The 25901-nt window shown below is 47.9% G+C and carries 19 protein-coding genes; 1 reads left to right on the forward strand and 18 read right to left on the reverse strand.

Features of this window, described 5'->3' with window-relative positions; genetic code table 11:
• Window positions 1–132: 132 nt before the first annotated feature.
• The 7 genes from AC4PHM_RS04450 to AC4PHM_RS04480 all read right to left on the reverse strand — a co-directional run bounded on the left by AC4PHM_RS04450 (window position 133) and on the right by AC4PHM_RS04480 (window position 11393).
• Complete coding sequence (locus AC4PHM_RS04450) at window positions 133–3156, reverse strand: ATP-binding protein (protein ID WP_492019695.1); 3024 nt, start codon at window positions 3154–3156, stop codon at window positions 133–135.
• A 270-nt stretch (window positions 3157–3426) separates the two neighbouring features.
• A complete protein-coding gene (locus AC4PHM_RS04455) occupies window positions 3427–4314 on the reverse strand; it encodes a formate/nitrite transporter family protein (protein WP_492019696.1) in 888 nt (295 codons plus the stop codon).
• A 534-nt stretch (window positions 4315–4848) separates the two neighbouring features.
• Window positions 4849–5733, reverse strand: coding sequence for a formate/nitrite transporter family protein (locus AC4PHM_RS04460; protein ID WP_492019697.1), 885 nt, complete (start codon window positions 5731–5733; stop codon window positions 4849–4851).
• Between the two features lie 173 nt (window positions 5734–5906).
• Window positions 5907–6119 (reverse strand): hypothetical protein, encoded by a 213-nt coding sequence (locus tag AC4PHM_RS04465; protein ID WP_492019698.1) that lies wholly within the window; start codon window positions 6117–6119, stop codon window positions 5907–5909.
• Window positions 6120–6157: 38 nt separating this feature from the next.
• Window positions 6158–8197: a urocanate hydratase gene (gene hutU / locus AC4PHM_RS04470; RefSeq protein ID WP_492019699.1), complete on the reverse strand. Its 2040-nt coding sequence runs from the start codon at window positions 8195–8197 to the stop codon at window positions 6158–6160.
• A 463-nt stretch (window positions 8198–8660) separates the two neighbouring features.
• A complete protein-coding gene (locus tag AC4PHM_RS04475; protein WP_492019700.1) occupies window positions 8661–9251 on the reverse strand; it encodes an SOS response-associated peptidase in 591 nt (196 codons plus the stop codon).
• Between the two features lie 396 nt (window positions 9252–9647).
• Window positions 9648–11393, reverse strand: a complete 1746-nt coding sequence (locus AC4PHM_RS04480; protein WP_492019701.1) for a DEAD/DEAH box helicase — start codon at window positions 11391–11393, stop codon at window positions 9648–9650.
• 340 nt (window positions 11394–11733) lie between these two features.
• Here AC4PHM_RS04480 and AC4PHM_RS04485 point away from each other — a divergent pair, with 340 nt between their 5' ends.
• Window positions 11734–12282: a DJ-1 family glyoxalase III gene (locus AC4PHM_RS04485; RefSeq protein ID WP_492019702.1), complete on the forward strand. Its 549-nt coding sequence runs from the start codon at window positions 11734–11736 to the stop codon at window positions 12280–12282.
• A 713-nt stretch (window positions 12283–12995) separates the two neighbouring features.
• Here AC4PHM_RS04485 and AC4PHM_RS04490 read toward each other — a convergent pair.
• The 11 genes from AC4PHM_RS04490 to AC4PHM_RS04540 form a co-directional block, all read right to left on the reverse strand.
• The gene (locus AC4PHM_RS04490; protein ID WP_492019703.1) at window positions 12996–13298 is read right to left on the reverse strand and encodes an AzlD domain-containing protein; all 303 of its coding nucleotides are present in this window, start codon (window positions 13296–13298) and stop codon (window positions 12996–12998) included.
• Between the two features lie 2 nt (window positions 13299–13300).
• Window positions 13301–14038, reverse strand: a complete 738-nt coding sequence (locus tag AC4PHM_RS04495) for an AzlC family ABC transporter permease (RefSeq protein WP_492019704.1) — start codon at window positions 14036–14038, stop codon at window positions 13301–13303.
• On the reverse strand, window positions 14035–14718 hold the full coding sequence (locus tag AC4PHM_RS04500) for a hypothetical protein (RefSeq protein WP_492019705.1): 684 nt from the start codon (window positions 14716–14718) through the stop codon (window positions 14035–14037). The genes AC4PHM_RS04495 and AC4PHM_RS04500 overlap by 4 nt, the downstream gene beginning before the upstream one ends.
• A 31-nt stretch (window positions 14719–14749) precedes the next feature.
• Window positions 14750–16201: a hypothetical protein gene (locus AC4PHM_RS04505; protein WP_492019707.1), complete on the reverse strand. Its 1452-nt coding sequence runs from the start codon at window positions 16199–16201 to the stop codon at window positions 14750–14752.
• A gap of 360 nt (window positions 16202–16561) precedes the next feature.
• On the reverse strand, window positions 16562–16873 hold the full coding sequence (locus AC4PHM_RS04510; protein ID WP_492019708.1) for a CC/Se motif family (seleno)protein: 312 nt from the start codon (window positions 16871–16873) through the stop codon (window positions 16562–16564).
• Window positions 16874–16897: 24 nt separating this feature from the next.
• Window positions 16898–18244, reverse strand: a complete 1347-nt coding sequence (locus tag AC4PHM_RS04515; protein WP_492019709.1) for a replication-associated recombination protein A — start codon at window positions 18242–18244, stop codon at window positions 16898–16900.
• Window positions 18245–18375: 131 nt separating this feature from the next.
• Window positions 18376–19458 carry a transposase gene (locus AC4PHM_RS04520; protein ID WP_492019710.1) on the reverse strand — a complete coding sequence of 361 codons (1083 nt, stop codon included), beginning with the start codon at window positions 19456–19458 and terminating at the stop codon, window positions 18376–18378.
• Between the two features lie 261 nt (window positions 19459–19719).
• Window positions 19720–20778 carry an ornithine racemase Orr gene (orr, locus tag AC4PHM_RS04525; protein ID WP_492019711.1) on the reverse strand — a complete coding sequence of 353 codons (1059 nt, stop codon included), beginning with the start codon at window positions 20776–20778 and terminating at the stop codon, window positions 19720–19722.
• 731 nt (window positions 20779–21509) lie between these two features.
• Window positions 21510–22880 (reverse strand): GlmL-related ornithine degradation protein, encoded by a 1371-nt coding sequence (locus AC4PHM_RS04530; RefSeq protein WP_492019712.1) that lies wholly within the window; start codon window positions 22878–22880, stop codon window positions 21510–21512.
• A gap of 261 nt (window positions 22881–23141) precedes the next feature.
• Window positions 23142–25349 (reverse strand): D-ornithine 4,5-aminomutase subunit OraE, encoded by a 2208-nt coding sequence (gene oraE / locus AC4PHM_RS04535; protein WP_492019713.1) that lies wholly within the window; start codon window positions 25347–25349, stop codon window positions 23142–23144.
• Window positions 25349–25726, reverse strand: a complete 378-nt coding sequence (locus AC4PHM_RS04540) for an ornithine aminomutase subunit alpha (RefSeq protein ID WP_492019714.1) — start codon at window positions 25724–25726, stop codon at window positions 25349–25351. The genes oraE and AC4PHM_RS04540 overlap by 1 nt, the downstream gene beginning before the upstream one ends.
• Window positions 25727–25901: the final 175 nt, after the last annotated feature.

Genomic DNA, 25901 nt, shown 5'->3' on the forward strand with positions numbered 1-25901 from the left:
CACATTGTTTTAAACAAACGAGGTTAATTTAACGGGGTCAGACCTGCAGTTTTATTGATGCACGCGGGGTCAATAGGCGCAGATAGGCGAAAGCCGCAGCGCAGACCTGCATTTTTGCAGCACCGCAGTTCTTTATTGCCCTGCATGTTTTAAATGATACGGATGCGACCGAATTTCCGCCTCGGCTTCCTGCACAAACCGTATTTCATAAGGATTGCCCATGAGCTGGGCATAATCTCTGGCGCGACCGAGATGCTCATCGACGCTTTCGGGGATATCCGCAATATCCATTAGGCGGGCGAGATGGGCCTCCGCCTTGGCCCGGCCCCAAATGCTCTTGGTCAGCTCGAAGATCTCAACGGCCCTTACGACAGACTCCAGGGACTGGTCCATTCTGCCCTGCCTGAACTGTGCCAGGGACAGGTTGGTAAGAATCAGGGCGAGGCCGTTGGACGGCAAGCTGCGTTCGGCTTGGTCAAGGGCGCGGGTCAGGGTGTGGAAAGCCTCATCGTAACGTGCTTCTCCTTCGTAAGCCATAGCCAGGTAATTTAAAGTAGCGGCCATGGCGGAATGGGTCCGCGGCTGCTCTTCTGTCAGTGGCTCGAGGTATTGAAGGGCCATCATCAGATATTTTTGAGCGCTTTCCGTGTCACCGCTCAGTGTGGCATGAAGCCCTTTGAGGCGCCAGAAAACGTGAATGAGATCCCCGGTCGGTTCTCCCGGTCCGCCCATAAGGTGGCCGAGCTCGCTGAGGAGCGAGTCAAACAGTTCCAGCTTGCCGGTTTGGATCGCATAGTAGATCTTTTGAAGGAGACAGAGCTCCAGCAAGTCTTCGCAGCGGTGAATCTCGAAGTAGCGGATGGCTTTGTCGATGGACTCGAGACCATCGGCATAACGCCCTTCGCGAATGGCACGGCGGCCCCGCATGTAAAGGACCTGGTGATCATAGGTGGCAATGCTCTCGTCCCTGGCGTCCAGCCGGCTGCGGGCCTCATCGATGGACTGCATAACCTTGTCCTCCAGGGTCAGACCCCCTTCGAGGTCGACATTCTGGCCGCTGAACACTTCATGCCAGCGGTCGAGATAGCGGCGGCCGTAGATGACGCGGTAGCGATACTCGCGGCGGGCGTCCGAGGCCAGGCGGCTGTGATGGATGACATAAGGCAGGACAGAGACGCCGCCGCGCTGGGCGTAAAGGTGCTCGTAATAATCCGCGATCTTTTTATGCAGGATCCTGCGGCGGGTGACGGAAATTTGCTCGGTGAGGTAATCCTTCAGCTTCTGGTGGGTAAAATGGTAGATCAGGCGCTCGCCGTCCACCCACTCCTCAAGGATCCCCGCGCCTCTGAGGGCTTCGATCAGGTCCACCAGCTCCACGTCCTCGTAGGCAGCGATGGCCTGGATCGCCTCATAATCCGGGGATTCCATGAACAGCGCGGCGACATCCGCCACGCGCTGGGCGGGCTCCGAGAGGCCAATGAGCTTCGAACGCATGAGCTCGTCGAACTTCAGGGTGTCGAGCTTATCTATCGTCCCCTCGTTGATCAGGTCCAGGTATTCGCGCAGCAGCAGCGTGTTGCCTTCGGAGGCCTCGATATAGCGGGACATGGCCGCCTCGTCCAAGGTCACGGTCGAATTGCGCAGACCATTTCGCAGGAACTGCCGGGCCTCGACCGGTGAAAAGCGTGACAGGGGCACGCGGAGCAGCCATTTTTCTTTGCAGCCGCAGGCCGTCATGAAATCCAGCGCTTTGGATTTGACGTCCCTGGAGGTCATGATGACCATGACGTTTTTCAGGTGCTCTCGAATGAGCTCCAGGAGGAGATTGATTGAGTGGGTCTGACCCCAGTGGAGATCCTCGAAGACCAAAACCACGTTTCGGCGCTGGGAATACCGGCTGACCAGGTCGCTGACCTCCTGCACCATGTCCTCGTAGCGGATGCGCTCGTCCCCTTCCAGGCCTTGGGTCGCCATGGCCGGCGTCACAAAATCCGCGAAGCCAAAAATGCGGCTGGTGCCGGTCTCGCCGAGCTCCTGAAGCATTTCCCTCAGGATGCCGCGGAAAATTCGGTACGGCAGGTCGTGCTCCATGGGGTACGCCGCCGCCCGCATTACTTTGACGGGGAGCTGGTGTGGCGGCATGGTGGAGGGGCTGGCGGTGGGACCATCGGCAAATTTTTTTTCTTTTTTGATGCCGATGGTCATCTTATGAACTTGGTCCGCCTGATGGTCATAGGTATGTTCGTATGAAGGCGCGGCGGATTTCTCGCTGAGCTCCAGTGCGCTGATGACGCGCTCGACCAGGGCGGTCTTACCTATGCCGGCTTCCCCGGTGATGAGGATGTGGCGGTGGTGGTGATTCTCCAGAAAATTGAAGAGCTCCTCTTCAATGGCAGTCAGCTCGTCGTAGCGGCCAAAGAAGTAGGACTTGGGGCTGGCAGTGGCCTGAGCGGTCTGCTTGCCCTTGAGTTCCAGGATTTTTTCATAGAGGCGGGTCGTGTCGCTGTCCGGCACGACGCCAAGCTCGTCCTTCATGGTGCGCATCAGTTTCTGGTAGACTTCGATGGCGTGATTGTACTCCGAGGTGCGCAGGTAGAGGCTCATCAGGGCGCGGATGTTGTCTTCGTCGTAGGCGTCGATAAGGACCATTTTCTCGCGGGCCTTGGCGGCTTCGGCATAGTCGTCCTCTTCCTCCAGCCGGTACGCGGTTTTTTTGTGGTGGTCGAAAATTTTCTGCTGGACGCTGCGCTGTTGGTCGATGAGCCACTCCTGGAAGAATTCGTCTTCTTTAAAGGAGAAACCGCTCAGAAGGGTCAGGTCTTCCCGGGTGACAGCCTGCACCGGTTCAAGCTCCCAGAGGTCGCAGCGCCAGACGGCGTCCTTGTTGAGCTGGACGCTGGAGTGGTTTGGCATGGAGAGCAGGTCCTCAGCTACGTGCTTGCGGATCAGGTAGAGGGCGTTGCGCAGGCTGCGGCGTGCGTATTCGGTGTCGCTGTCCGGCCAAAATATGCGGCAAAGAGCGTCCCGGGTGCTGGTCGTCTCAACGGCCATGAAGTAAAGGATGGCTTCGGCTTTTTTGAGAGTCATATTGACGGGCTTGCCGCCGGCGTAAACCGCGGGAATCCCGAGGAGCTTCAGTTCAATTGCTGGAACCATGTCAACGCCTCCTGGAGGATGAGTTCTATAGGAATCATTCAAAATACATTAAATATTTGGGCTTGGATGAGAAATTTCGGTGTACAAAAGCTCTGTTTAATTCATTATACAACAAAATCACAAGTGCCTCACGTGATTGTCATAATCCGTAACTTTTTTGAATCTTGTGGGCATTGCAATGGCTGTGAAGTGCTTTGCGGGTCTGACCCCGTCTGTTCATAAAAAACCCCCTGTGCAGCAACACAGAGGGTTTTATCAAAATCAAGTTGTTTACGCCGCTTTCTTAACGAAAGTCGTCAGCGGATCGTGCTGAGGTGTCTTTTTGGATCTGAGGTAGACAAACCAGTATGCACCGCCGACACAGACGACGCCGCCAATGATATTGCCCAGCGTGACAGGAAGCAGGTTCCCTACCAGGAAGTTCTTCCAGGTCAAAGTGCTCAGAACCTCTGCCGATAGGTGCGATGCCTCCGCCCAAGCCGGATTCGCTTTTGCGAGGATACCGGCAGGAATATAATACATGTTCGCTACGCTGTGCTCGAAGCCAGAGGTGATGAACAGCCAAATCGGGAAGAAAATTGCAAGGATCTTGCCGGTCATATCCTTAGCGCCGTAGGAGAGCCATACTGCCAACGTGACCAGCCAGTTGCACATAATTCCGAGGAATAAAGCAGAATGAAATGGCAAGTTAACCTTGTAAGCCGCGATCTTGATAGTCTGGCCACCAAGGAGCGCGCCGCCGCTGTTAAGCTGTCCGGAATAGACAATCATAAAAGTGACCAGCATTGCGCCAATAAAGTTTCCGGAATAAACCGTTGCCCAGTTTTTAAACATTTGACTTGGCGTTATTTTTTTCATCATGACGGCAGCGACCATCAGGGTATTTCCTGTGAAGAGTTCCCCGCCGGCCAGGATGACCAACATCAAGCCTGTTCCAAAGATAGCGCCAGCGAGCGCCTTACCCATGCCGTAAGTCGATGGATCTGCAAACAAATTAAATGCTGCCATATTGGATCCTTGTGACGCAAATGCTATAAATGCGCCCGCGAGGACACCAAGTAACAATTGTGAAATAGGACTAAGCGCCGCTTTTTTCTTTGCCGTTTCTACAGTAGCTTCTGCAATTTCTGCTGGGGTCAGCATTTTCTTCTCGTTCATTCATCTCTCTCCTATAAATGTTATCCATTTTATTTTATGATGGCGGATAAATAATTACAGCTTTTATTGTCTTTAATTTAACAACATCATAGTAACATGTCTATATTAATTTCACAATAGTTTGTTTGAATTATTGTATTAATAAAATAATTTATAGTTTTTGCACAGTTAAATTTCGTATTTATAAAATTTCTGATAATTACCCGATGCAATCCTTCACAATAAAAATTTCACTTTGTCCATTTAATCAAGAAATTATTCAGATTTATTGAATATCCCACCAGGTGGAACGCAGTAAAATCAACGTTTCAACTTCCGCCTTACGGAACAAAAGAATTTATAAATTCAAATAATTGCAATTTCCTAAAAAGGTAACTCATAATGAACAGACGGGGTGAACAGACGGGGTCAGACCTGCATGATCAGACGGGGTTGAGCAGATGGGGTCAATAGGCGCTAATAGGCGTAAACCGCAGCACATACCCGCTAATGAACAGGCGGGGTCGATACTCTCAAGCCGCAGACCTGCATAACCTACGCCGCATTAATAAATCTGGAAAGCGGATCCTGCTTTGGATCCTTCTTATTTTTCAGGTAAACAAACCAATAGGCTCCGGCGACGAAAATCGCCCCGCCTACAATATTGCCCAGGGTTACAGGCAGCAGATTGCCCAGGAGAAAATTTGGCCAGGTAAGGGTATCGAGAACATCGGCAGAGAGCCCTGAGGCAGCTGCCCATTCAGGATTGGCTCTTGCCAGAATGCCCGCAGGCACGTAATACATGTTGGCAATGCTGTGTTCAAAGCCCGAAGTGATAAACAGCCAAATGGGAAAAAAGATCGCCAGGATCTTGCCTGTCATATCCCGCGCACCGTAGGAAAGCCATACCGCCAACGTGACCAGCCAGTTGGCCATAATACCGAGAAAAAACGCTGAGAAAAACGGAAGATTCACTTTATGGACGGCGATCTTCAAGGTCTGACCCCCAAGGAGCCCTCCCCCGCTGTCCAGTTGGCCTGAGACCACGATCATGAGCGTGACAAGCATCGCGCCAACAAAATTTCCTGCGAATACCACAACCCAGTTCTTCAGCATGGCAGAAACGCGCACCTTTTTTGATAAAACTGCTGCCATCATCAACGTGTTCCCGGTAAAAAGCTCACCGCCCGCCAATATGACCAGCATGAGGCCGGTTCCAAAAATGGCGCCTGCAAGGACTTTGCCCAAGCCATAAGTCTGAGGTTCAGCAAACAAATTGAATGCCGCCATAGTTGAGCCTTGGGAAGCGAACGCTATAAAGGCGCCGGCAAGGATGGCGAGTACAAGTTGAACAGACGGGGCAAGACTGGTTTTCTTAGTCGCGGTGTCAACCGCGGTTTCAGCAATTTCCGCTGGAGTCAGCATTTTCTTATCATTCATAGTCTTCACTCCTAACTAAGTGCTTTCACATTAAATGATAACACATCTCAATTAGAAGTAAAGTGACTCAAATCACAAAATAATATAAATTTATTTTTGTTTTCATTACAGAAACGTATTTTCAATTACTCTGCATAACATTTAACATCGTCCCGGCGCCCGTTTTAAATGATTTAGGCGTAAAAAGCCCAGCCCCCCACAGCGTCAGTTGCCCCATAGAGCTTGGAAAATCTATATTGGGCGTACATGGAACCATCGGCTAAAATGGTTTTGTGTACTTGCTCTATATAAATTTTCAAGGCCATGGAAACGTTGACGTTCTGGACGACTGGGCTTAGGTCATAATTACAAAAGAAGTTCATGCCGATGGTCATCCGGGCCAGCACACCGCCGCCCGGACAACCCTGCTCGACTAAAAAGTAGTCTATTTGCCAGCCAGCGCCTTTTCAACCGCAGACTGAATCATTGCATCATCCGCCACATACGGGAGGGCGAGGATGTCCTGGCCGCCGCGGATCTGGTTGTACTCGACGACCGTGCTGATGGAGTTCTCATTGCGCGCCCATGCGCGTCGGGAGACACCGTTCATGACATCCCACGGAATCGCGCGCTGAATGATCGCGTCGACGCGGAGGCTGCCGTCGAGGACGAGGCCGAAGCCGCCATTGGTGACCTTGCTGGTGCCGACGCCGCCGCCATTGTGGAGGGCAATGAGGCTCATGCCGCGCGCCGCGTCGCCCGCGAAGGAGTGCGTCGCCATCTCGGCCATGATGTTGGAGCCGTCTTTAATGTTGGAAGTCTCGCGGAATGGGGAGTCGGTGCCGCCGGTGTCGTGGTGGTCGCGACCGAGCATGACCGGGCCAATCTCACCGTTTCTGACCATTTCGTTGAACTTGAGGGCAATATTCATGCGGCCGAGGGCGTCCTGATAGAGGATGCGGGCCTTGGTGCCAACGACGAGTTTGTTCTTCATGGCATCGCGGATCCAGACGTAATTGTCGCGGTCCTGGAAGCGTCTGTTCGGGTCGATGACGGACATAGCAGCCATATCGGTTTTGATGAGGTCTTCATCCGTGCCGGAGAGGCAGACCCAGCGGAACGGGCCGTAGCCATAGTCAAAGAGGAGTGGGCCGAGGATATCTTCTACATAGGACGGGAAGACGAAGCCGTCGAGCTCGTTCACGCCGTTTTTGCAGATTTCGGTGACGCCGGCGTCGTAAACCGCCTTCATGAAGGAGTTGCCGTAGTCGAAGAAGTAGACGCCCTTGGCGGTGAGGCGCTTGATGACTTCAAAGTGACGTCTCAGGGTCTCGTCGACTTTCTTGTTGAAGAGGACCGGGTCTGACCCCAGCAGCGCTGTTCTCTCTTCAAAGGTCATGCCAGCCGGGCAGTAGCCGCCCTCGTAGACTGCGTGGCAGGAGGTCTGGTCGGAGAGGAGGTCGATGTGGATGTTGTTCTCATCGGCATACTCAAGGAGATCGACGATGTTGCCGTGGAAGGCGATGGCGTGACCGACACCATCGGCCATATATTTGTAGGCGTTGTCGAAGGCTTCTTTTGGCGTTTTGGCGACGGAGGAAACCCAGCCTTGGGAGAAGCGCGTCTCGATGCGGGACCAGTCGACTTCAGCGACGATAGCCGCGCCGTTGGCGATCTCAGCAGCTTTGCCCTGGGCGCCGCTCATGCCGCCGAGGCCTGAGGTGACGAAGAGCTGGCCGGCGAGATCCGCGTCGTCCGCGAGCCCCTTGTTTCTGCGGCCTGCGTTAAGGATGGTGCTGTAAGTGCCGTGAACGATGCCCTGTGGTCCGATGTACATCCAGCCGCCTGCGGTCATCTGGCCGTAGTTGGCGACGCCGAGGGACGCAGCGCGGGCAAAGCCTTCAGCCGTGTCGAACTGGCTGATCATGAGGCCGTTGGTGATGATGACGCGCGGCGCTTCCGGAGAAGACTTGAAGAGGCCCTTAGGGTTGCCGGACTCAATGTGGAGGGTCTGATCCTGAGTCATGATTTCGAGGTAGCCTTTGACGAGCCAGTACTGCATCCAGTTTTGGAAGACTTGTCCGCTCTCCCCATAAGTAACGAGTTCGTAAGGATAAAGCGCAATCGCGAAGTCGAGGTTGTTGTCAATCATGACCTGGAAAGCCTTGGCTTCGAGGGTGCGGCCTTTGTATTCATCGATTGGACGGCCAACGAGGTTGCCCTGCGGTCTGAAACGGTAAGCGTAGATGCGGCCGTGAGTCAGGAGCTCGTCGAGGAATTCCGGCGCGAGGGTCTCATGCCACTCTTCAGGGACGTAGCGGAGCGCGTTTTTGAGAGCGAGGCCAATTTCGTCCTTGGTCAGGGTCATGGCACGCTTTGGCGCGCGGCGGATGCCTTCGACGAAGGTCGGGTACGCCGGCAGCTCAGGGAAAATGTCCTTCAGTTTGACTTTCATTGCGCTTTCGATCTGTTGATTGCTAAGCATTCGAATGTCACTCCTTATATTATATTGGTCGCGTTTGGGGTTACGGTGATCTAAATTTTTGTGAAATTAAGTCCACTCATTTAGAAAAGATTGAAGGCTTTGATCTTCATCCCATAGAGCCCGTCTGTGCCGATGGTCCCATCAAAGTACTTCATTCGTTGCTCATGTGCTTCTCTTTGACTTGAGTATATAGTCATAATGTCAAAAAAACGTCTAAGAGATTGACGATTTTGAAGAAAAATTGAAAAGTTGTGTCAAAATTCTTTTTGACGGTGGGTGTCGTGGTGACAGGCGGCGTGGCAGGCGGGGTGGCAGGCGGGGTCAGACCTGAGTTGACGTAAAGTTGGATAGACGGGGTCACATACGGGGTCAGACCCGCGTTGACGTAATGTAGGACAGACGGGGTCAGACCCAGGTTGACGTAATATTGGGTCGACGAGGTGAGATCAACCATAATTTTGCTTCAAACGGCATTCAACATGACCAATGGACCAGCTTGCCGCATGAGAAGCTCAATTTCTGCTTCTGTGGTCCCCTGATCCAGCCAAATCCCCTCATGCTCTTCGTTTAAAATAATTGGTTCCCGATCGTGTATTTCAGAAACCGGCGGTGAGCTTTGACGCGTCAAAATGACATAAGCAAAAAAACGATTCCCATCCGCTGCAGTAAATGGCGCATAAAGTCCAGCAAAAGAAACGATCGATTTCTCCGGCCTCTCAATTCTAAACTTTGTCCGATCCCCTTTTTCACCATGCCACTCAAAAAAACCCGAAGCCGGCACAATGCAGCGCCGCTTTTTCAGAGCGTCTTTGAATGCGGGTTTGACCCCGGCTGTTTCACTTCGCGCATTGATGACCGGCCGGCTCATATTGGGATAAACAAAGCCCCACTTCATTAAGCCTGCGCGAACTTCATCCTTTGTCTTTATGACAACTGGCGCTTCGTTAGTGGGAAATACTTCACGAGGCGTCCATACCACCTCAGGGACGTCGTGGATTTTATAACGCCGCAGTATTTCTTCAAAGGCTTCATCGACAAAATAGCGTCCGCACATAACTTTGAACCTCCAATACCAAAATTTTTACATTTCCAGTCCGTTTTATGTATACCCTTCACTAATGAAAATATACTGTTATTCATCGGGATAGATTCATTGGGGTCTGATTCATCGGGGTCAGACCTGCTAGGTTTTGAAGGAGCCAAACCCGCAAAATTATAAGTTAGATTAGATCAGCTAAATACCGCCCTCTTTAAAGGAAGCCGCTTGCCTCAGGCAATCGGCTTCCACACCTTTGATACGATAAAAAACCCACCGCCGCAGGCAGTGGGTTTTCCGGGTCTTATCCTATTTTGTTCCTAATCCAACTCCAATGCCCCTCCCCTTCACTTGCCACGACTGGCGATGATGTGGGGTTGTGGGACCATCGGCGGAAAATATGGGCTTTAAAAATTACTCAGCGGGCTTGTACTTGCGCTTCGGACGATCTGAGCTGCCATAGCTCTTGTCGCCGGAACCTGAATGGCGTGCGTCACGGCCTTTGTAGGTTTTTTCACCGCCGCCGCTGCGTGGCTTGCGGTCAAAACGGTTATCTCCGCCGCCGCTGCGGCCTCGGGCCTTGTCAATGCGGACGCGTTTGCCTTTGAGCTTTGCGTTTTTAAGGATCTCAAAGACCTCATTGGCACGGGCTTCCGGAACTTCGACAAACGAAAAGTTCTCGTAGATGTCAATGTTGCCAACTTGTTCGCCGGTGACCGTGGTTTCGGAGGTGATCCACTTAATGACGTCGCGCGGCTCCAGGCTGATGTTTTTGCCGACATTGATAAACAGTCGCACCATACCATTGCCAGCGCCAGTGTCGCCGAAGCCGCCGCTGCTGATCTCGCAAACGTTGCTGGACTCAACTTTGTAGCGCTCGAGCTCCATCTTCATGAGGATCGCCGCTGCCTCCAGGGAGGTCATACCCTCCTCTGCCATTGCTTCGAGGATGGCATAGTATTTCTCGAGGCCGCCTGACTCTGATTCCAGTTTAATTTTATCGACGAGTTCCTTCGCCTTGATTTCCTCGATGTCGGCGATGGACGGAATCTCATGGCGCTGAATCTTCTTCGCCGTGTAGCGCATGACGTCCTTCATCAGCAGGAATTCCTTGCCGCTGACAAACGTGAAGGACATGCCGTCTTTGCCCGCGCGTCCGGTTCTGCCGATACGGTGGACATAATACTCTTCATCCTGTGGCACATCCACGTTGAAAACGCACTCTACCCCAGTGATATCGAGGCCACGCGCCGCGACATCCGTCGCCACCAAAAGCTCAATGGCGCCCGTTCGGAATCGGTCCATGACCGCGTCACGCTGCTGCTGCTTCATGTCGCCGTGAATTTTATCGCAGGAGAAACCGCGCGTCTGAAGCTGCGCCGTGACTTCGTCAACTTTTTTCTTGGTGTTGCAGAACGCCAGCGAAAGCTTCGGCTGGTACATGTCAAGGAGTCTCGACAGCACTTCAACGCGGTCGCGGGAGTGAACTTCGAGGTAAAACTGCTCGACATTCGTCGATGTCAGCTCCTTGTGGACGACCTTCACCAGCTCCGGATTGCGCTGGTACCGGTTCGTGATGTCGAGGATCGCCTTTGGCATAGTCGCAGAAAACAGCACTGTCTGACGCTCAGGCGGAACCGTCTTGAGAATTTCCGTAATGTCCTCTACGAAGCCCATGTTGAGCATCTCGTCCGCTTCGTCCAGCACGAGGAATTTGATCTCGTGCAGCTTCAGCGTGCCGCGCTTCAGGTGGTCAATGACTCTGCCCGGTGTACCGATAACAATCTGCGCGCCTGATCTAAGGACGCGAATCTGCCGGTCAATGGGCTGTCCGCCGTAAATTGGCACGGATTTGATGCCGCGGATGTACTTGCCGAGGCGCCCGATCTCCTCCGCCACCTGAATGGCGAGCTCACGGGTTGGGCAAAGCACGAGGGCCTGGGGTTGCTTGTTTTTCGGATCAATCTTCTCAAGAAGCGGGATCCCGAACGAAGCGGTTTTGCCTGTGCCCGTCTGGGCCTGGCCAATGACGTCTTTACCTTCTAAGATAAATGGGATAGATTGTGCCTGAATTGGTGTCGCTTCCTCGAATCCCATGTCGCTGACAGCTTTGAGAATTGCCTCGGAGCAGTTAAAACTACTAAATTTGATAGGTTCCATTAAATACCTTCCTTTTTTCGAATTGCAGAAATTACAATCGCTTGAAATGATCAGCCATTCGGCCTTAAAGTGAAAAGTTCCGGGTTTGCAAGACCTCTATGACATAAACAGTAAGTAATTATTGAATTCAAGCGGCATTTCGGCCAAATTCCATTCTATAGTATATTGCGTCATAAAGCAAGCAAAGTTACAAAATGATTTCGTTTAATTGAAATTTTAATGATTTAAGTGATTTAAGTGATTCTGCCGATGGTCACCCCTCCCCACAACCATTCCCAAATTTTCGCGAGGTTTTAAATTATCATTGAATTCTGGGTATATAAACGACGAGGTGATTACAATGGTCTATGTGTTACTTGCAGAGGGATTTGAGGAAATTGAAGCTATCAGTACAATAGATATCCTGAGACGCGGTGGCGTGGAGGTGACTGCCGTTTCCATCGGCACACATCTTCAGGTGACAGGCGCGCATCACATTAAGGTCATGGCGGATGCGCTGATTGGTGAGGTTGCCCTGGATGAGACTGTGGAGGCTGTGGTGCTTCCGGGCGGTATGCCGGGGACGACGCACCTGGATGAGTCGCGGGACGTGGACCGGCTGCTGCATGACGCAGTGAAGAAAGAGCTGCTCATCGCGGCGGTTTGCGCGGCGCCGCTGGTGCTTGGAAAGCGCGGGTTTTTAAAGGGCAGGCGCGCGACGTGTTTTCCCGGCTTTGAGGACTACCTGAAGGGCGCGATCCTGTCGGAAAACAGAGTGGAGCATGATGGAAATTTTATCACATCCCGAAGCGCTGGAACTGCGGCCTACTTTGCATTTGAGATTTTGAAGGTGTTGAAAAACGAGGCTATTTCAGCCAAGGTGAAGCAGTCGATGATTTATCCGGATTGAAAAACAAGGTAGGAAAAACCTTCCAGCGAAAAGTCAGAATTTTAGACTTTCCACTGGAAGGTTTTTCGTTGTAAATGGAAATTTACTTTGTCAAGAGTCAAATGGTCGAGATGTAAATGTACTATTTTAATAGCTTTATTTTTGTAGGGTATGAAAGCTTGTAGTCCCATTCTACAGGTTTATATACATCAATTCTGCGGCCTTTGTAACCTTTTAGGTAGGCTTTGCTTCGCCCGTCAAATTGAATGAGATCTCCTTCCTTGAGGTCTCCAAGTGACATAAACCCTTTGGTGTAATTGAACCATAAATGATTTGTTATTGGACGGCCGCTGATGTCTTTAATATTTTTGAGTAGAATGGTTTCTAAGGTTCCCTTTCATCCGCCTTTTATACCTAGTCTGACAAACTCTCCGGTGAATGTAGCTCTTCGATCTTCCATTTTACCTAATTCAAATCTCAAAAAGAAATACGCCCCTTTTCAATGATTTAATACTTCGATGGTAATGAATAGGAAATAACATTCTGTGATGAAAATGCACAGCTTCCTCACATCCATATATTACCATATAAGATATTTTATATCAACTGCGAAACAAGGCGATTTATTAAGTTATTGTGGGTTACTATTTGGGGTTGTTTTTTTGTGGGTCTGACCCCGTGTGTTCAATGGTTGCTTAACTTTTATTATGTCCACCCGGGTCTGACCCCACGTGTCAAGCACTGAGAAACACAGCGAGGATACTGCCCAAAACAACCAGGACGACATTCAGACGCAGCAGGGAAAGCGCAAGCGCCACAGCTAGACCAACTGCAGCCGAAGAAACAGAGGTTGTCGAATACAGGATCTCAGGAAAAATGAGTGCGCCGAGCACCGCGAAAGGAACGCATTTCAAGAAATTTTGAAGTCCAGAGCTAAGTTTTCGGCCCCGTAAAAGCGTCATCGGAATTAACCGAGGCAGGTAAGTGACCAAAGCCATAAGCAGGACCGTGATGAATTGCAGAAATGGATCAGTCATGTTTAAGTCCCCCCTTCCCGGCTGGAGTCATTTTCGAGAAAACTTTTCTTTTCAAGCAGTTTTGTGCCTGCGCCTGCAGCGATCAGTGTTGCTATCAAAATCCTCCACCCGCTGGCGAGACCCGAAAATAGTGGCAAGTAATAGATCAGGCTGCTGATTGTGATGGAGATGAGGGCTACAGTGACCATCGGCAGATTTCCTTTAAGGCCTGGGACGAGAAGGCCAATAAACATGGCATACAGGGCGATCCCCATGCTCGCGGCCAAGGCTCCCGGTATGGCATCGCCTAAGAGAAAGCCAATCAAGGTGCCCGTATTCCACGCGAGGTAAGCGATTGTGTTCAGGCCAAGCAGCGTCCAGGGCTCGAAAATGCGCTGCGGCTGGACGGACGCGACGGCAAAGGACTCATCCGTGACCCCAAAGGCCAGAACTGCCAAGAAGCGTTTGCCGATGGTCGCGGGAAGTCGCTGTGACAGAGATGAAGACATGATGAAATGCCTGAAATTCAGGATCAAGGTGGTTGCCACAATTTCGACGGTCGATGCGCCTGCGGCCATCATGCCCACGCCGACAAACTGACTCGCGCCAGCGTATAGGATGGATGACAATGCCACGCCGATGCCGGTTTCAATGCCGGTGGAGGACGCCAAAACACCAAAAGCAATCCCGATCGGGATATAGCCAATCGCGATCGGGATGCCGAGTTTTGCGCCGCTGAGGAAGGTGCGTCGACGGTTCATCGGCTGGCATCCTCGCTTTCGCTTTCATTTTTTTGCTTGAACCAGGCCTTAGATACTGCCGGCTTGCAAAGAATTTCGTCTACGCGGAGGTCGAAAAATCGGTGGGTGTTGGCGGGCTGTAGAATCAGGGCGGCATCAGCGCCACTGGTGCTGCCGCCGATTGAAATCAGCCGCCGCTGGGTCGAAACGGCGCCGGCGTCAGCAGCCATCATAGCGACCTCAATGGCAACTTTGGTCCCTTCGCCAAATAATCTAAGCGCGTGGGCGATTAACTCATCTGTGCCGTAGGTCCCAAATTTGATCCGCGCAGCCCGACCGATGCCGCCCAAACTGTGAGCCGCAGTAATAACTTTGGCCCCTGCTGATTCGAGTTCTGCTCTGACTTCAGGTGTCATTTCGACACTGTCCGGAGATTCAAACCCCGTAACATGGGAGACAACGATGAGGTTCTTGATTTGGCGGTTGGTGAAGCCAGATTTGCTGTCGCGGGTCTCGGCTTCGCGGGTCTGACCCCAGCTGTCACGTTCAACTACAAAATCAAATTCTTTAAGGGCATTTCGGGCAGTCTCACCAGAAGTTGAAGCAATAATAACGGTGTCTATCCCATTTGTTATTGCAGCTTCCTTTACAATTTTTAAAACTTCCATTGAATTTCTATATCCAGGTTGATTAAAGATCATTTTTTACCTCCAACTTATTATTGAAATAATTTCAGTAATACTTGGCTTTTCTGCTTTGATTCCAGTAGTATATTTCGATAATGAAAATTAATAAAAGTGGTGCAACAATAACAATCAAAAACCCTATCGGTGTTTTTGCATAATCAACAATGTAGCCTAACCAAGGCAGAATTAACAAAATATGATTCCCAAATGGTGTACTGGGTCTGACCCCGCCTGTCACGATCAGCGCTCCTGGATAACTGTTCTTCATTAAATTGGGGTTTGAATTTTGAAACTCACCAGTGTTTGAGTATATTCCATAGTCTGAAATCACTGCAATTCCACCATCATAATAACTTTTTACTACAACAACAGACAAAAGGACCAGGAAAACTATGAGCAAAAAATAAATTAAGCGACCTAGAATCTCGAGGAACTTGCCAGCCCAACTTTCTCTCGTCATTTCACTATCTTGTTCAACATTATGAATCTCAAGGATATTTTTTGTATCTTTGGATATGTTCTCAATTTCGGTGAGTTTTGAATTATCTTTACTTGAAGTTTCAATGTTCTCTTCGGATATATCTTCATACTTTAGTTTTTTAAATTCACTTAATAATGGCTCTTTGTCAAAATCGATACCTTCCATTAACTCTTGATATTTTAAGGACTTCCAAAAATCAGAATTATCATTTTCAATTTGTAATTTATCCTCGGCAATATTATCCGAAATGTTATTTTCTTTCTTAGAAAGTGCAGACGGGGTCTCAGACGGGGTCAGACCCGTTAAGCCAGGACTCGTAAAATCGACGCCTTCCGATTCTATTTCCGGAGCTATTTCAAGATTCGAATCAGTCTCGACAATAAATGATTTATCATCAACCGTCGATTTGCACTCCTCTTGGATTTTTCCATTCAACTCTATTGGAGCAATCCCGAATTTATTACTATCCTTGTCGAATGATATTTTCGAATTCAAAATGTCCGAATCAGGGATAAATACATCCTCATCTTCACTATAATCATCAATTTCACGATTTAAATATTCTTCATTTTTTAATTCAGGATGCTCAGACATCAAGGCGAGTATACTTTTTAAGCGTTCTTCAGCACTCACCTTGCTATGCGGACTTGTGGATTTTGATATCAATTTAATTATTCTGGTATGAAATTCTGAAGGTGTAAATGGGACGACTAAAAAATCGTCAATTAAATCTAACATTGACTCATTAATCTTAGGCAATTCTGAAAGATCTGTTATTAATAAAGTCATGATTTTTGAATCATGCTCTTTCACCTTATTCATAAATGTCAACAAATGTTCCAATGTATAATCTGACGACTGACAAATTATCATATGTATACCACATTGACGGACAATATCAAGACTAAGCAAATTTGGTGCGCCTGCACTGACATACCCATGAACATGATGCTCAAAAAAATAGGAATTGAGGTCCTCAAGAGTGACAATTTTTTGCCCGATCAGCAAAACTCTCATAAGACCACCATCCCTTCGTTTAAGTATTATCATGAGCTTTTTATTCTAATTGCCTTATTCTGGTACAATATTTGAGTACAATTTTGATATTTTTCACAAATGATACAGGTTAACAACTGCGATTTACCATTATTTAAACCTTTTAAATATTTTAACATATTTTTATTTACTTTCAAATATGGATAAAATGTTAGAATTTCAATTATTTTAAGCAATTTGTCACAGGTTATTTACAGAGTGTAGATTGAACTTATTGACTAACGGGGTCAGACCCACACTAATCAGTACATTACCATGCCACTCCCCAAAAAGAAAAATTAAGGACGAGTCACCCTCGCCCTTAAATAAGATAAATGTCCCCTACCTAACCTTCACTCCTAGAATATCTAACCTCTTAATAAACAATATTTTATCAACGATAATCGTAATCTTGCCTTCTTTAGTGGGCAACCGTTTCGGCACATAAATCATCAGACCTTGAATTTCTTCAATTTGGTAGTGCTCAGGCATTTTGGGGGCTTTCAGTTCCAACACGGGAACCGCTATACTGCCGCCACTTCAGCACCCACCAGATTTCGCCAGCATCACCGTCACTTCTTTCGCACCTTTATCTCGAATGTACTGAACTGCCTCCTCCGACACTTCCACACGAATTAATCCATCCTTGTTCATATTCAACACCCCTTCAAAAAACTGTTATTCTGCATCATCTTCGCCATCTCTTATTCGTTTAAGCCAAGCCTCAAACTCCGCCTCGCGCCCCTGTCCGTCCATCACATAGTATTTCTTGCCTCTTAAAGCTTCCGGCAAGTACTCCTGTTTAAAATAATGCTGCCGATGGTCATGTGGATAAACATATCGCCCTCCGCCTAGCACATCGTTTTTCCTGGACTCCAGTTTTAGAGCAGTCCCATCCTTCAAATAGGCAGGGACAGACCCAGTTCGCCCTTGTCTGATATCTTCAATCGCATTATCAATCCCCAAATACGCAGCATTTGACTTAGGTGCGCAAGCAATATAGGTTGCGGCTTGTGCTAAGGGTATCCGTCCCTCCGGCATACCAATAGTTTCAACAGCTTTTAAAGCACTTGCCGCAACAACAAGCGCCATAGGATCTGCATTGCCAACATCTTCAGAAGCACATATTATGATCCTGCGTGCTATAAAAATTGGGTCCTCGCCGCCGACGATCATTCGAGCGAGATAATGTAACACTGCGTCTGGATCACTGCCACGCATGGATTTTATGAACGCTGAAATTATATCATAGTGAGAGTCCCCAGTTTTATCATATAACTGTCCGGAATGCTGCATAGATTCGTAGAGTGATTCTACATTAATGACGATATTGCCATCAGAATCAGGTGCACTCGTCATAGCCGCCAACTCAACCGCGTTCAGAGCTCGTCGCGCATCTCCGGAAGCCAGTCTTCCCAAAGCCTCACGTGCCTCATTGTCCAAAGTGACATTGAGCACTCCAAGACCGCGCTCCATGTCGGCCATCGCAGAATCTACAATATTCAAAACATCTTCTGGGCTCAGAGCGTTCAATCTAAAAACATTTGATCTGGAAATAAGCGCACTGTTGACCTCGTAATATGGATTTTCTGTTGTTGCTCCAATCATGATGACAATGCCCTTTTCCACCGATGGCAACAAGGCATCCTGCTGGGTCTTATTGAACCTGTGGATTTCATCGATAAATAAAATTGTGCGTTTCCCATTCATCGCAAGTCTGTCTTCCGCTCTGCCAATGACTTCCCTGAGTTCCTTTACACCCGATGTCACTGCATTCAACGACTCAAACACAGCACCTGTCTGGTTTGCAATCACTCTAGCCAAACTCGTCTTACCACTTCCAGGTGGGCCGTGTAAAATCAGACTCGTCAATTTGTCAGTCTCAATTAAGCGTCTCAACAAACGGCCGGAACCCATGATGTGATGTTGCCCCATGAACTCATCTACCGTTCTGGGTTTCATTCGCTCTGCGAGTGGCGCACTATCCTTTCGGTTCTCCTCAAGCATCAAATCAAACAAGTCCATAATATGCTCCTTTTTAGCCAACGGGGTCAGACCCGCAAAAAACTGATTGCGAATATCTTCGCACAAATGTTCTATAAATATTATACCTGATCTGCTCCTATTTGAATATAGTCCTCATAATAAGCTCGACACTAAAACGCTTGCAGTAACTGCAGAGTTTCGAAGAATATTTTTTCAAGATTTTTTAAATGCAACTTTTCTGCATCTTCACTTGTCCGTTCGAAACTTATATATGACTGAATTTCTGTTTGAAGTGAAATGTCATTATTTATAATCGATTCAGTAAATGACTTGGAAGTTCTCTTTAGGACGCTTTCCAAATAAGATCGATTGACTCTTAATCTCCTTGCCAGTTCAGACTTAGAGATCAAATTGAGTTTCTGATTCAACAATATGATGGCTTTTAAGAATTGGATGGTGCGCTCGTGACCATCGGCCCAAACAATTTTTGAATCTTTTGTTGAAGGATCATTTATACCCACTTCAACTTCAGAAATTAATATAGATTGATATGCGCCATTCATTCCCGTTCTCAGAGCCTCGTTCGCCTTGATCAGCAGATGATCCAGTGCTTTGAATCGCCTGTTGACCTTAAGTTTCGTCAGCAGCACTTCCAGTGTCATTGGCTCTTGGACCACATCCGTTTCGTAATACTCAAAATAAAACGGATCGTTCCTAAATTTCTCAAGATGTTGAAAGTAAGTTTCCTTCGCACTTTTGACGCTATCTTTGAGCCTTTTCATCAACGCCAAACTGTCGAACCACACCTGTCCAACTCGCCCCGCATAGGCATAATGGCTGCTCCACAAATAATTCAAACTCTTGCTCAAACCCGCTTTAAACGGATTCAGATGGATATATGCCATGGTCTTCATAATCGAGTAGAGCGTCAGGCAAGGGGCCGCGAAATAGCGACCGTCAAATACATGACCACTACGGTCGTATTTCCTATTATAACGCTGTGTGAAGCTTTGTGAAATCCCTTGCATAACCTTGGAAAGCGACGTTTCTCCCATTTTAATCAGCATGTGTAGGTGATTGTCCATTATGCAAAACGCGTAGAGTTCAAAATCATATCTCAATCTATAACGTTTTATCGTTTCAAGCAACATGTTCTTATCGACATCATGCCGCAGTAAAAATTCGCCATTATTTCCTTTGCATACTACATGATAAACTGTTTCTTGTTGAAGATTTCTCATTTTCCTGGACATAGAATCCCTCCATTTTACACCTATTATTATAATATATGGAGTTTTATTGTATGTCAATATTTACCATTTATTTTATTTAGTTTTCTGACTTCGACGATGGTATGCAACCCCAGGCTCTCAAGATTAAAAATTATTTGTAATCAGGTTAGATTAAGTAACCAATATTGCTGTAAATTTCTCGCCAATTAAAAAGGGGCATCACTCAGATGACCCCTTTGAAACTTTATTTTTTCTTCATTTATCAAAAATACTAAGTTGATTTTAGATTTTTTCCACATACTTACTGGTCATTAACGACAACAGCGCACCGTAGTCTACGCGAAAACCTACAATGTCGCCGACTTTCAAACTCTTTTGTGATTGGGTTACATCCAGTATCAGGTGGTCGCTGCTTGCTCCAATAATTTCAATGTTGGGGTCCACCGGGGTCAGACCTTCAACGCGTACGTCCTGTCTTCCGATGGCGACAATCGCACGTTTCATCCTTCCGCGATCCGTAAAAGTAGGTGTATTTCCAAACGCATCCATGCCTATCTGACCAGTCGGCACAGAGTCTTTTTCTTTTAGTTCTATAATCTGTGTCTCGAGTAAAAATCCATCGTCATAAGTGTTATCAATCTTCTCTCCATAGGCAGTTTCCCTTCCAAGTACAACTGCTTCACCTAATCTCAAATTTGTTATATCTATTGGTAACGATTTATTTATTAGTTTATATAGACTGCTTGAGTTGCCGCCTGAAATATAATTCAAATTTATATCGAATTGCATTTCGATATTTTTCGTCAATTCCACTAAGCGGCCAAGATTATTATCATCTGGTATAACTCCACCATAGCAAGTTAAATTAACACCCAATCCAACAAGATCAAGATTTGACATCCTTATGACCTGTTGAACCAAATCCCTTAAATCCTCAGGCAAAACGCCTTCACGAAGGTCACCCAAATCGATCATAATAATGACTTCATGTTGCTTATTCTTTTTTTTAGCAGCCAATGAAAGTGCTTTCAGAGTTTCAAGCTCTGAGTTCAAAGATAAATCAGCAAATTCGACAACTTCATCTATTTCAGATAACATTGGTAATCTGAGTAGGACTCTTTTTACATCTGGGGCAATATTTTTTAATTCTTTCAAATTTTGAATTCTCGAATCTGCCAGCATAGTATATCCCGCTTCAACCATCGCTCTTGTAATTCCAGGATGTGCACAATGTACTTTAGTGACTACCATAGGTTCAATGCCGTTTTCAACACATAGTGTTCGTAAAATTTCTGCGTTGTGTTTTATTTTCTCAATATCTATATTTAATCTCGGATACATAATATCCCTCCTGCTTTTTCTGCAAGTTAAGTGAATAATTTCAATCAAGGCCTGACCCTCGTTCCGCGACGTAGTGTGATGTAGGCTGGGTGTGTCGCGAAACACTATGAGGATGATCACACGGGGTCAGACCCTGATAGAAATCAAAATATTTCAATCAAGGCCTGACCCTCGTTCCGCGACGTAGTGTGATGTAGGCTGGGTGTGTCGCGAAACACTATGAGGATGATCACACGGGGTCAGACCCTGATAGAAATCAAAATATTTCAATCAAGGCCTGACCCTCGTTCCGCGACGTAGTGTGATGTAGGCTGGGTGTGTCGCGAAACACTATGAGGATGATCACACGGGGTCAGACCCTGATAGAAATCAAAATATTTCAATCAAGGCCTGACCCTCGCTTCGCGACGTAGTGTGATATAGGATGGGTGTGTCGCGAAACACTATGAGGATGATCACACGGGGTCAGACCCTGATAGAAATCAAAATATTTCAATCAAGGCCTGACCCTCGCTTCGCGACGTAGTGTGATATAGGATGGGTGTGTCGCGAAACACTATGAGGATGATCACACGGGGTCAGACCCTGATAGAAATCAAAATATTTCAATCAAGGCCTGACCCTCGCTTCGCGACGTAGTGTGATATAGGATGGGTGTGTCGCGAAACACAATGAGGATGATCACGCGGGGTCAGACCCTGATAGAAATCAAATAAAAATAATTATTATTTTTAAATCAACTTCATACTTTTTTTAAGAAGTTTCAATGCGGCTTCAGGATATTCTTTAGACAAAACCCCAAGAGACGCCATTATATAATCATTATCCACCAGAATTTTAGCTTCAGGAGTAGGCAACAACTTATTACCTTTATTACTCCTGGAAACTTCTCGCATAATCTCTTCTCTATTAGGCAAACGCGTTAAAGCGCCACCAGTACCGATAATATACCGGATGCTGGTTAAATCCTTGCCTTCAGCCATGCGTGTTTTACCTGAGCCACCGAAAAGGTCTCTAAAGGCACCTGCATGCCGATGAGAAGATTGAACAACAGCCTCGAGAGTTAATCGTTCTACAAATTTTATTTGTAATGGAGTTTTTGGTATTGGCGGATGCGTATCTATTAAATGTTCGAGTGTGTTTAAATCAATGTTTAAATCCTGCACAAGTTTATCTTTACCTATCAGATCAACAATATTGAGCATATTAACGTAGACACCTAAGTCACCCTCAACCGTACGTTTCGCAGTTGGTTCTGGGTTAATCAAAATCCGATTGATTTCCTCACTGCCCTCGGTCACAGAATGAAGATCAGTAGTAGCTCCTCCTACGTCGAAAACTATTAAATCGCCAAGTTCTTCTTTCAAAAGTTTCGCAGCTTCCATAACTGCGCCAGGCGTCGGAATGATTGGACCGTTAACCAGATCTCTAACGTGGCTCATTCCAGGTGCGTGTACAATATGTTCCTCAAAAACATCCTGTATGACTTTTCTGGTTGGTTCCACATTTAAGACATCTATTTTTGGATAAACATTATCAACAATATATAACAGCTCTGCTTTATTAAATTCTCCAAAAACTTCTTCAACATCATCATGATTTTGTACATTCCCAGCATAGATTACAGGTACTTTTACATCCAAACCTGCTATCATTTCAGCATTGTGCAGAGCAGTGTCTCTCTCACCATAATCAACACCACCTGCAACAAGTATAATATTGGGCATGATACTCTCAATATGCTTTAAATCACTGCGCCGAAGCCTGCCAGCAGTTACCAGATGGATATTGGCACCAGCACCAAGAGCTGCTTCTCTGGCCGCTTTAGCTGTCATATCGTAGACTAGGCCATGAACGGTCATTTTTAAACCGCCTGCGGCTGAACTTGTCGCCAGCAGTTCATTGTATTCAATTTTATCGACCCTCAAATTCCCGCGAAGATCATCAATTGCATTACTAAGACCAATTGTAACATCTCCATCTAATACCGTTGTCGGCGCTTGTCCTTGACCGACAAAGGTAGGATCAGTGCTCAAATTTGAAAATGCATTAACAACAGTTGTTGTGCTACCAATTTCAGCAACCAATACATCAAACTTCATAGTTATCCCGCCTTTATTTACTCTAGGGTCTAATGATGCCATTTGGCGCCATTATCGTCCATAAATTCAGTCGCTGACCCCACAAAGAACAGTCACATAAATTGATTATAACTTGTCAGATTATCAAAACAAATCTTTATTTTTCAAATTTGTATTTACATTATTAACAAAATAGACAGCGGGGGTCAGACCCACAGCACCATGTCCATACTCCAGAACCGGCTGCCTGGGTCTGACCCCCGCTGTCCTTATTTCAAATCATTACTTCTGCTTCTCTTCCCTGCATTTCACCAGGAACGTCGCCAGGTTGACACCTTTTGTGCCACGGCCAAAGCCCTCATCCATGCCATTCTTACGCGCAATTTCCGGCGTAACCTGAGTGCCGCCCGCTGCCAGGCAGAGTTTGTCACGGACACCCTTCTCAATAGCATACTCGTGAAGCTTTTTCATGTTCTTGTAGTGAACATCGTCATGTGAAATGATTGTCGATGCGAGAATGCCGTCCGCATTAAGCTCAATCGCCGCATCCACCAACTTCTCAACCGGAACAGATGTGCCAAGATACTCGACTTCAATACCGTATTTCTCAATGCCGCCGTGCTTGATATCAATGATCTCACGCATGCCGACAGAGTGCTCATCTTCGCCGACAGTTGCGGCGACCAGGAGCATCGGCTTTTCTTCAATGATCGCGCGAATTTCCTCATCAGAGAGGACCTCTGGCTCAGGCGGAATCTCCAGCTGATCGAGATCAATCTCAAAGCCTACAACACCCTTGACCTGCACGCGAGTGCCTTCCGCAGGATGCATCACTTCGAGGTGGATGACTTCAACATCAGTCAGGTTCATCTTCTTCGCGAATTCTATAGCCGCGAATTCAGCCTTACGCTTGGAGGTTGGGAGGAAGAGGTCGATGGTAACGACACCATCGGCAAGCCACTGTACTTCAGGCTTGATCACGTTGGTGTCATAATACTTAGCCACTTCGTCGATACGCTTGTCAACGTTGTCATTCTCGTCCAGCTCATTGATGTAAACAATCTTCGAGCGGTCCTCGAGGGTACAGCCATCGATCAGCTTTGAAGGCGCGCCCGCAAACTCCGCGCCATATTGCTCAACATTGTTGTAGCCATAGTGCGCCGTGACTGGAGCCATATAGTCCGCCTCGCGCTTGAACACTGCGCCAGCGCCCACGCCACCGTCAATTTTACGGGCAATGCCGTCGCCATTACGCTCCGGATATTTAGCTGAGTCAACGAAGAAGCCTTTTTCGACCGCTTCAAAGTAGCCGCCGACCTCGAGGATTTCCTCCATGTAGAGCACTGCGCGCTCTTTCAACTCGCGCGCAGTCTCCCTCAGGAAGCCCTCCGACTTCAACTCGACCATATCCATAAGCGCGTCCATGCCCACGAACGTCTGCTTCGCCGTGTCGCACGCCTCGATGTTGTACACATGCCAAGGCACGTTTCTGCCCTCGTCCGGCGTGATGGTTGACTGAATGTCCGCGCTGGTGAGCTTGGAAATCATCATGTTAAGGACGTGAGTGACCGTTGCTTCGCGGGAAGACGACGTGATGTACTTCGTGTTCATCTGCGCGCGCATTCTGTAACCTTCGAAGAAGTCGCGGAGCGCGACCGCATATGGGAGGTCAAATTTAAGTGCAGGTGCAGGGCTCGCCGATGGTGGCACCGTCGACAAACAGATATTTTCACGCTTCATTCCAACTTTTTCAGAATACTTCGAGTTGATAGCGTGCTGAACAATGAGCTCCGGCATGACTTTCCAAGCTTCGCGGGCCGTTGCGTTGGCGTTGTGGGCGCCGTCGATCTGGGCCATATCCGCCCAAGCCATGAGGGACTTTGACTCTGCAGCGTCAATGAAGGAACGGACCATATTGACGTTTCTGTAGAGGACGTTGTACTGCGGATCCTGGTGAGCGCCGTTGACGCCTTCTTCTGCGAACATAACAGCTACGTCTGGACCAGCGACGCCTGATACGTATGAATGATAGTTGATATGTCTGCCGACTTCTTCTTCAATCATGTCGAGAGCTTTTCTGTGAGCTCTGACTTGCTTTCTGGTGATTGGAATGCCGCCAATGCCTTGTGGAGAACCTTCGATCAGACCGTCAAAGTGGGACTGGCCAGCGGTTCTGATAACCATGATATGGTCAGCGCCGTGCCATGCTGCCATGCGCATGCGGCGGATATCGTCCTCAAATCGACCCGATGCTATTTCAGTCGTAATAGTATTGAGCGGTTGAGGGTCGAGATTGCCGAAGTACTGGATGTCGCATGGGATGCCTATGCCATTCTTAAGAGGCTCGCTGCAGTCAGCGTATTCGAATGGTCCAACTTTGAGCCCTGGTGCAGGTTTTCTCCAAGTCCAGCCGCGGCGTTTAGGCGCATAGTTTTCAAGGTCGCTGATAATGGCGCGGATATCGAGTTTGTCAGTGGCTTTAATCGTCATTATCTGTTACCTCCCTTGAACATACTAACTGCATCGTCCCAGAATTTGCCCTCGATCAAGGCAAGTCCAGCTTCGCGGACAGAAATATTTTTTTCTTTGGCAATACGGTAGATGACGTTGCCTGTTCCATGGCCAATCAAGCCGCGGTCGATGGCGCCTTCAACAAGCGGCTTCGCCTCTAAGCTGGAAAAGCCCATGCGAAGCAGGACGGATCTCTCAACGGATGGTGTCGTGTGAGTACGCGCCAGTTCCAGAAGTGGATCAACCACTTTTTCTGTCAGCTGCCAGAAATAATCCTTAAGTTGTTCGTCTGTCATGTTTTTAAGGTGCTCGCGTCTCGACTGGAAGTCGTCTGCTCTTCTTTCAGAACCTTTCATGAGAAACCTCCTATTATTTGTTTTGTAAATGTTTATAGCGGGATTTGATTGTGCAGGTCTGCGGCTAGCGCCTATCGACCCCACTTGTCACCCTCGGACTACGCGGGTCTGCGGCTAGCGCCTATCGACCCCGTGTGTCACAGTCTTATGTCTACGTAGGTCTGACCCCATGTAT

The sequence above is a fragment of the Acidaminobacter sp. QWL-03 genome (assembly GCF_058683855.1).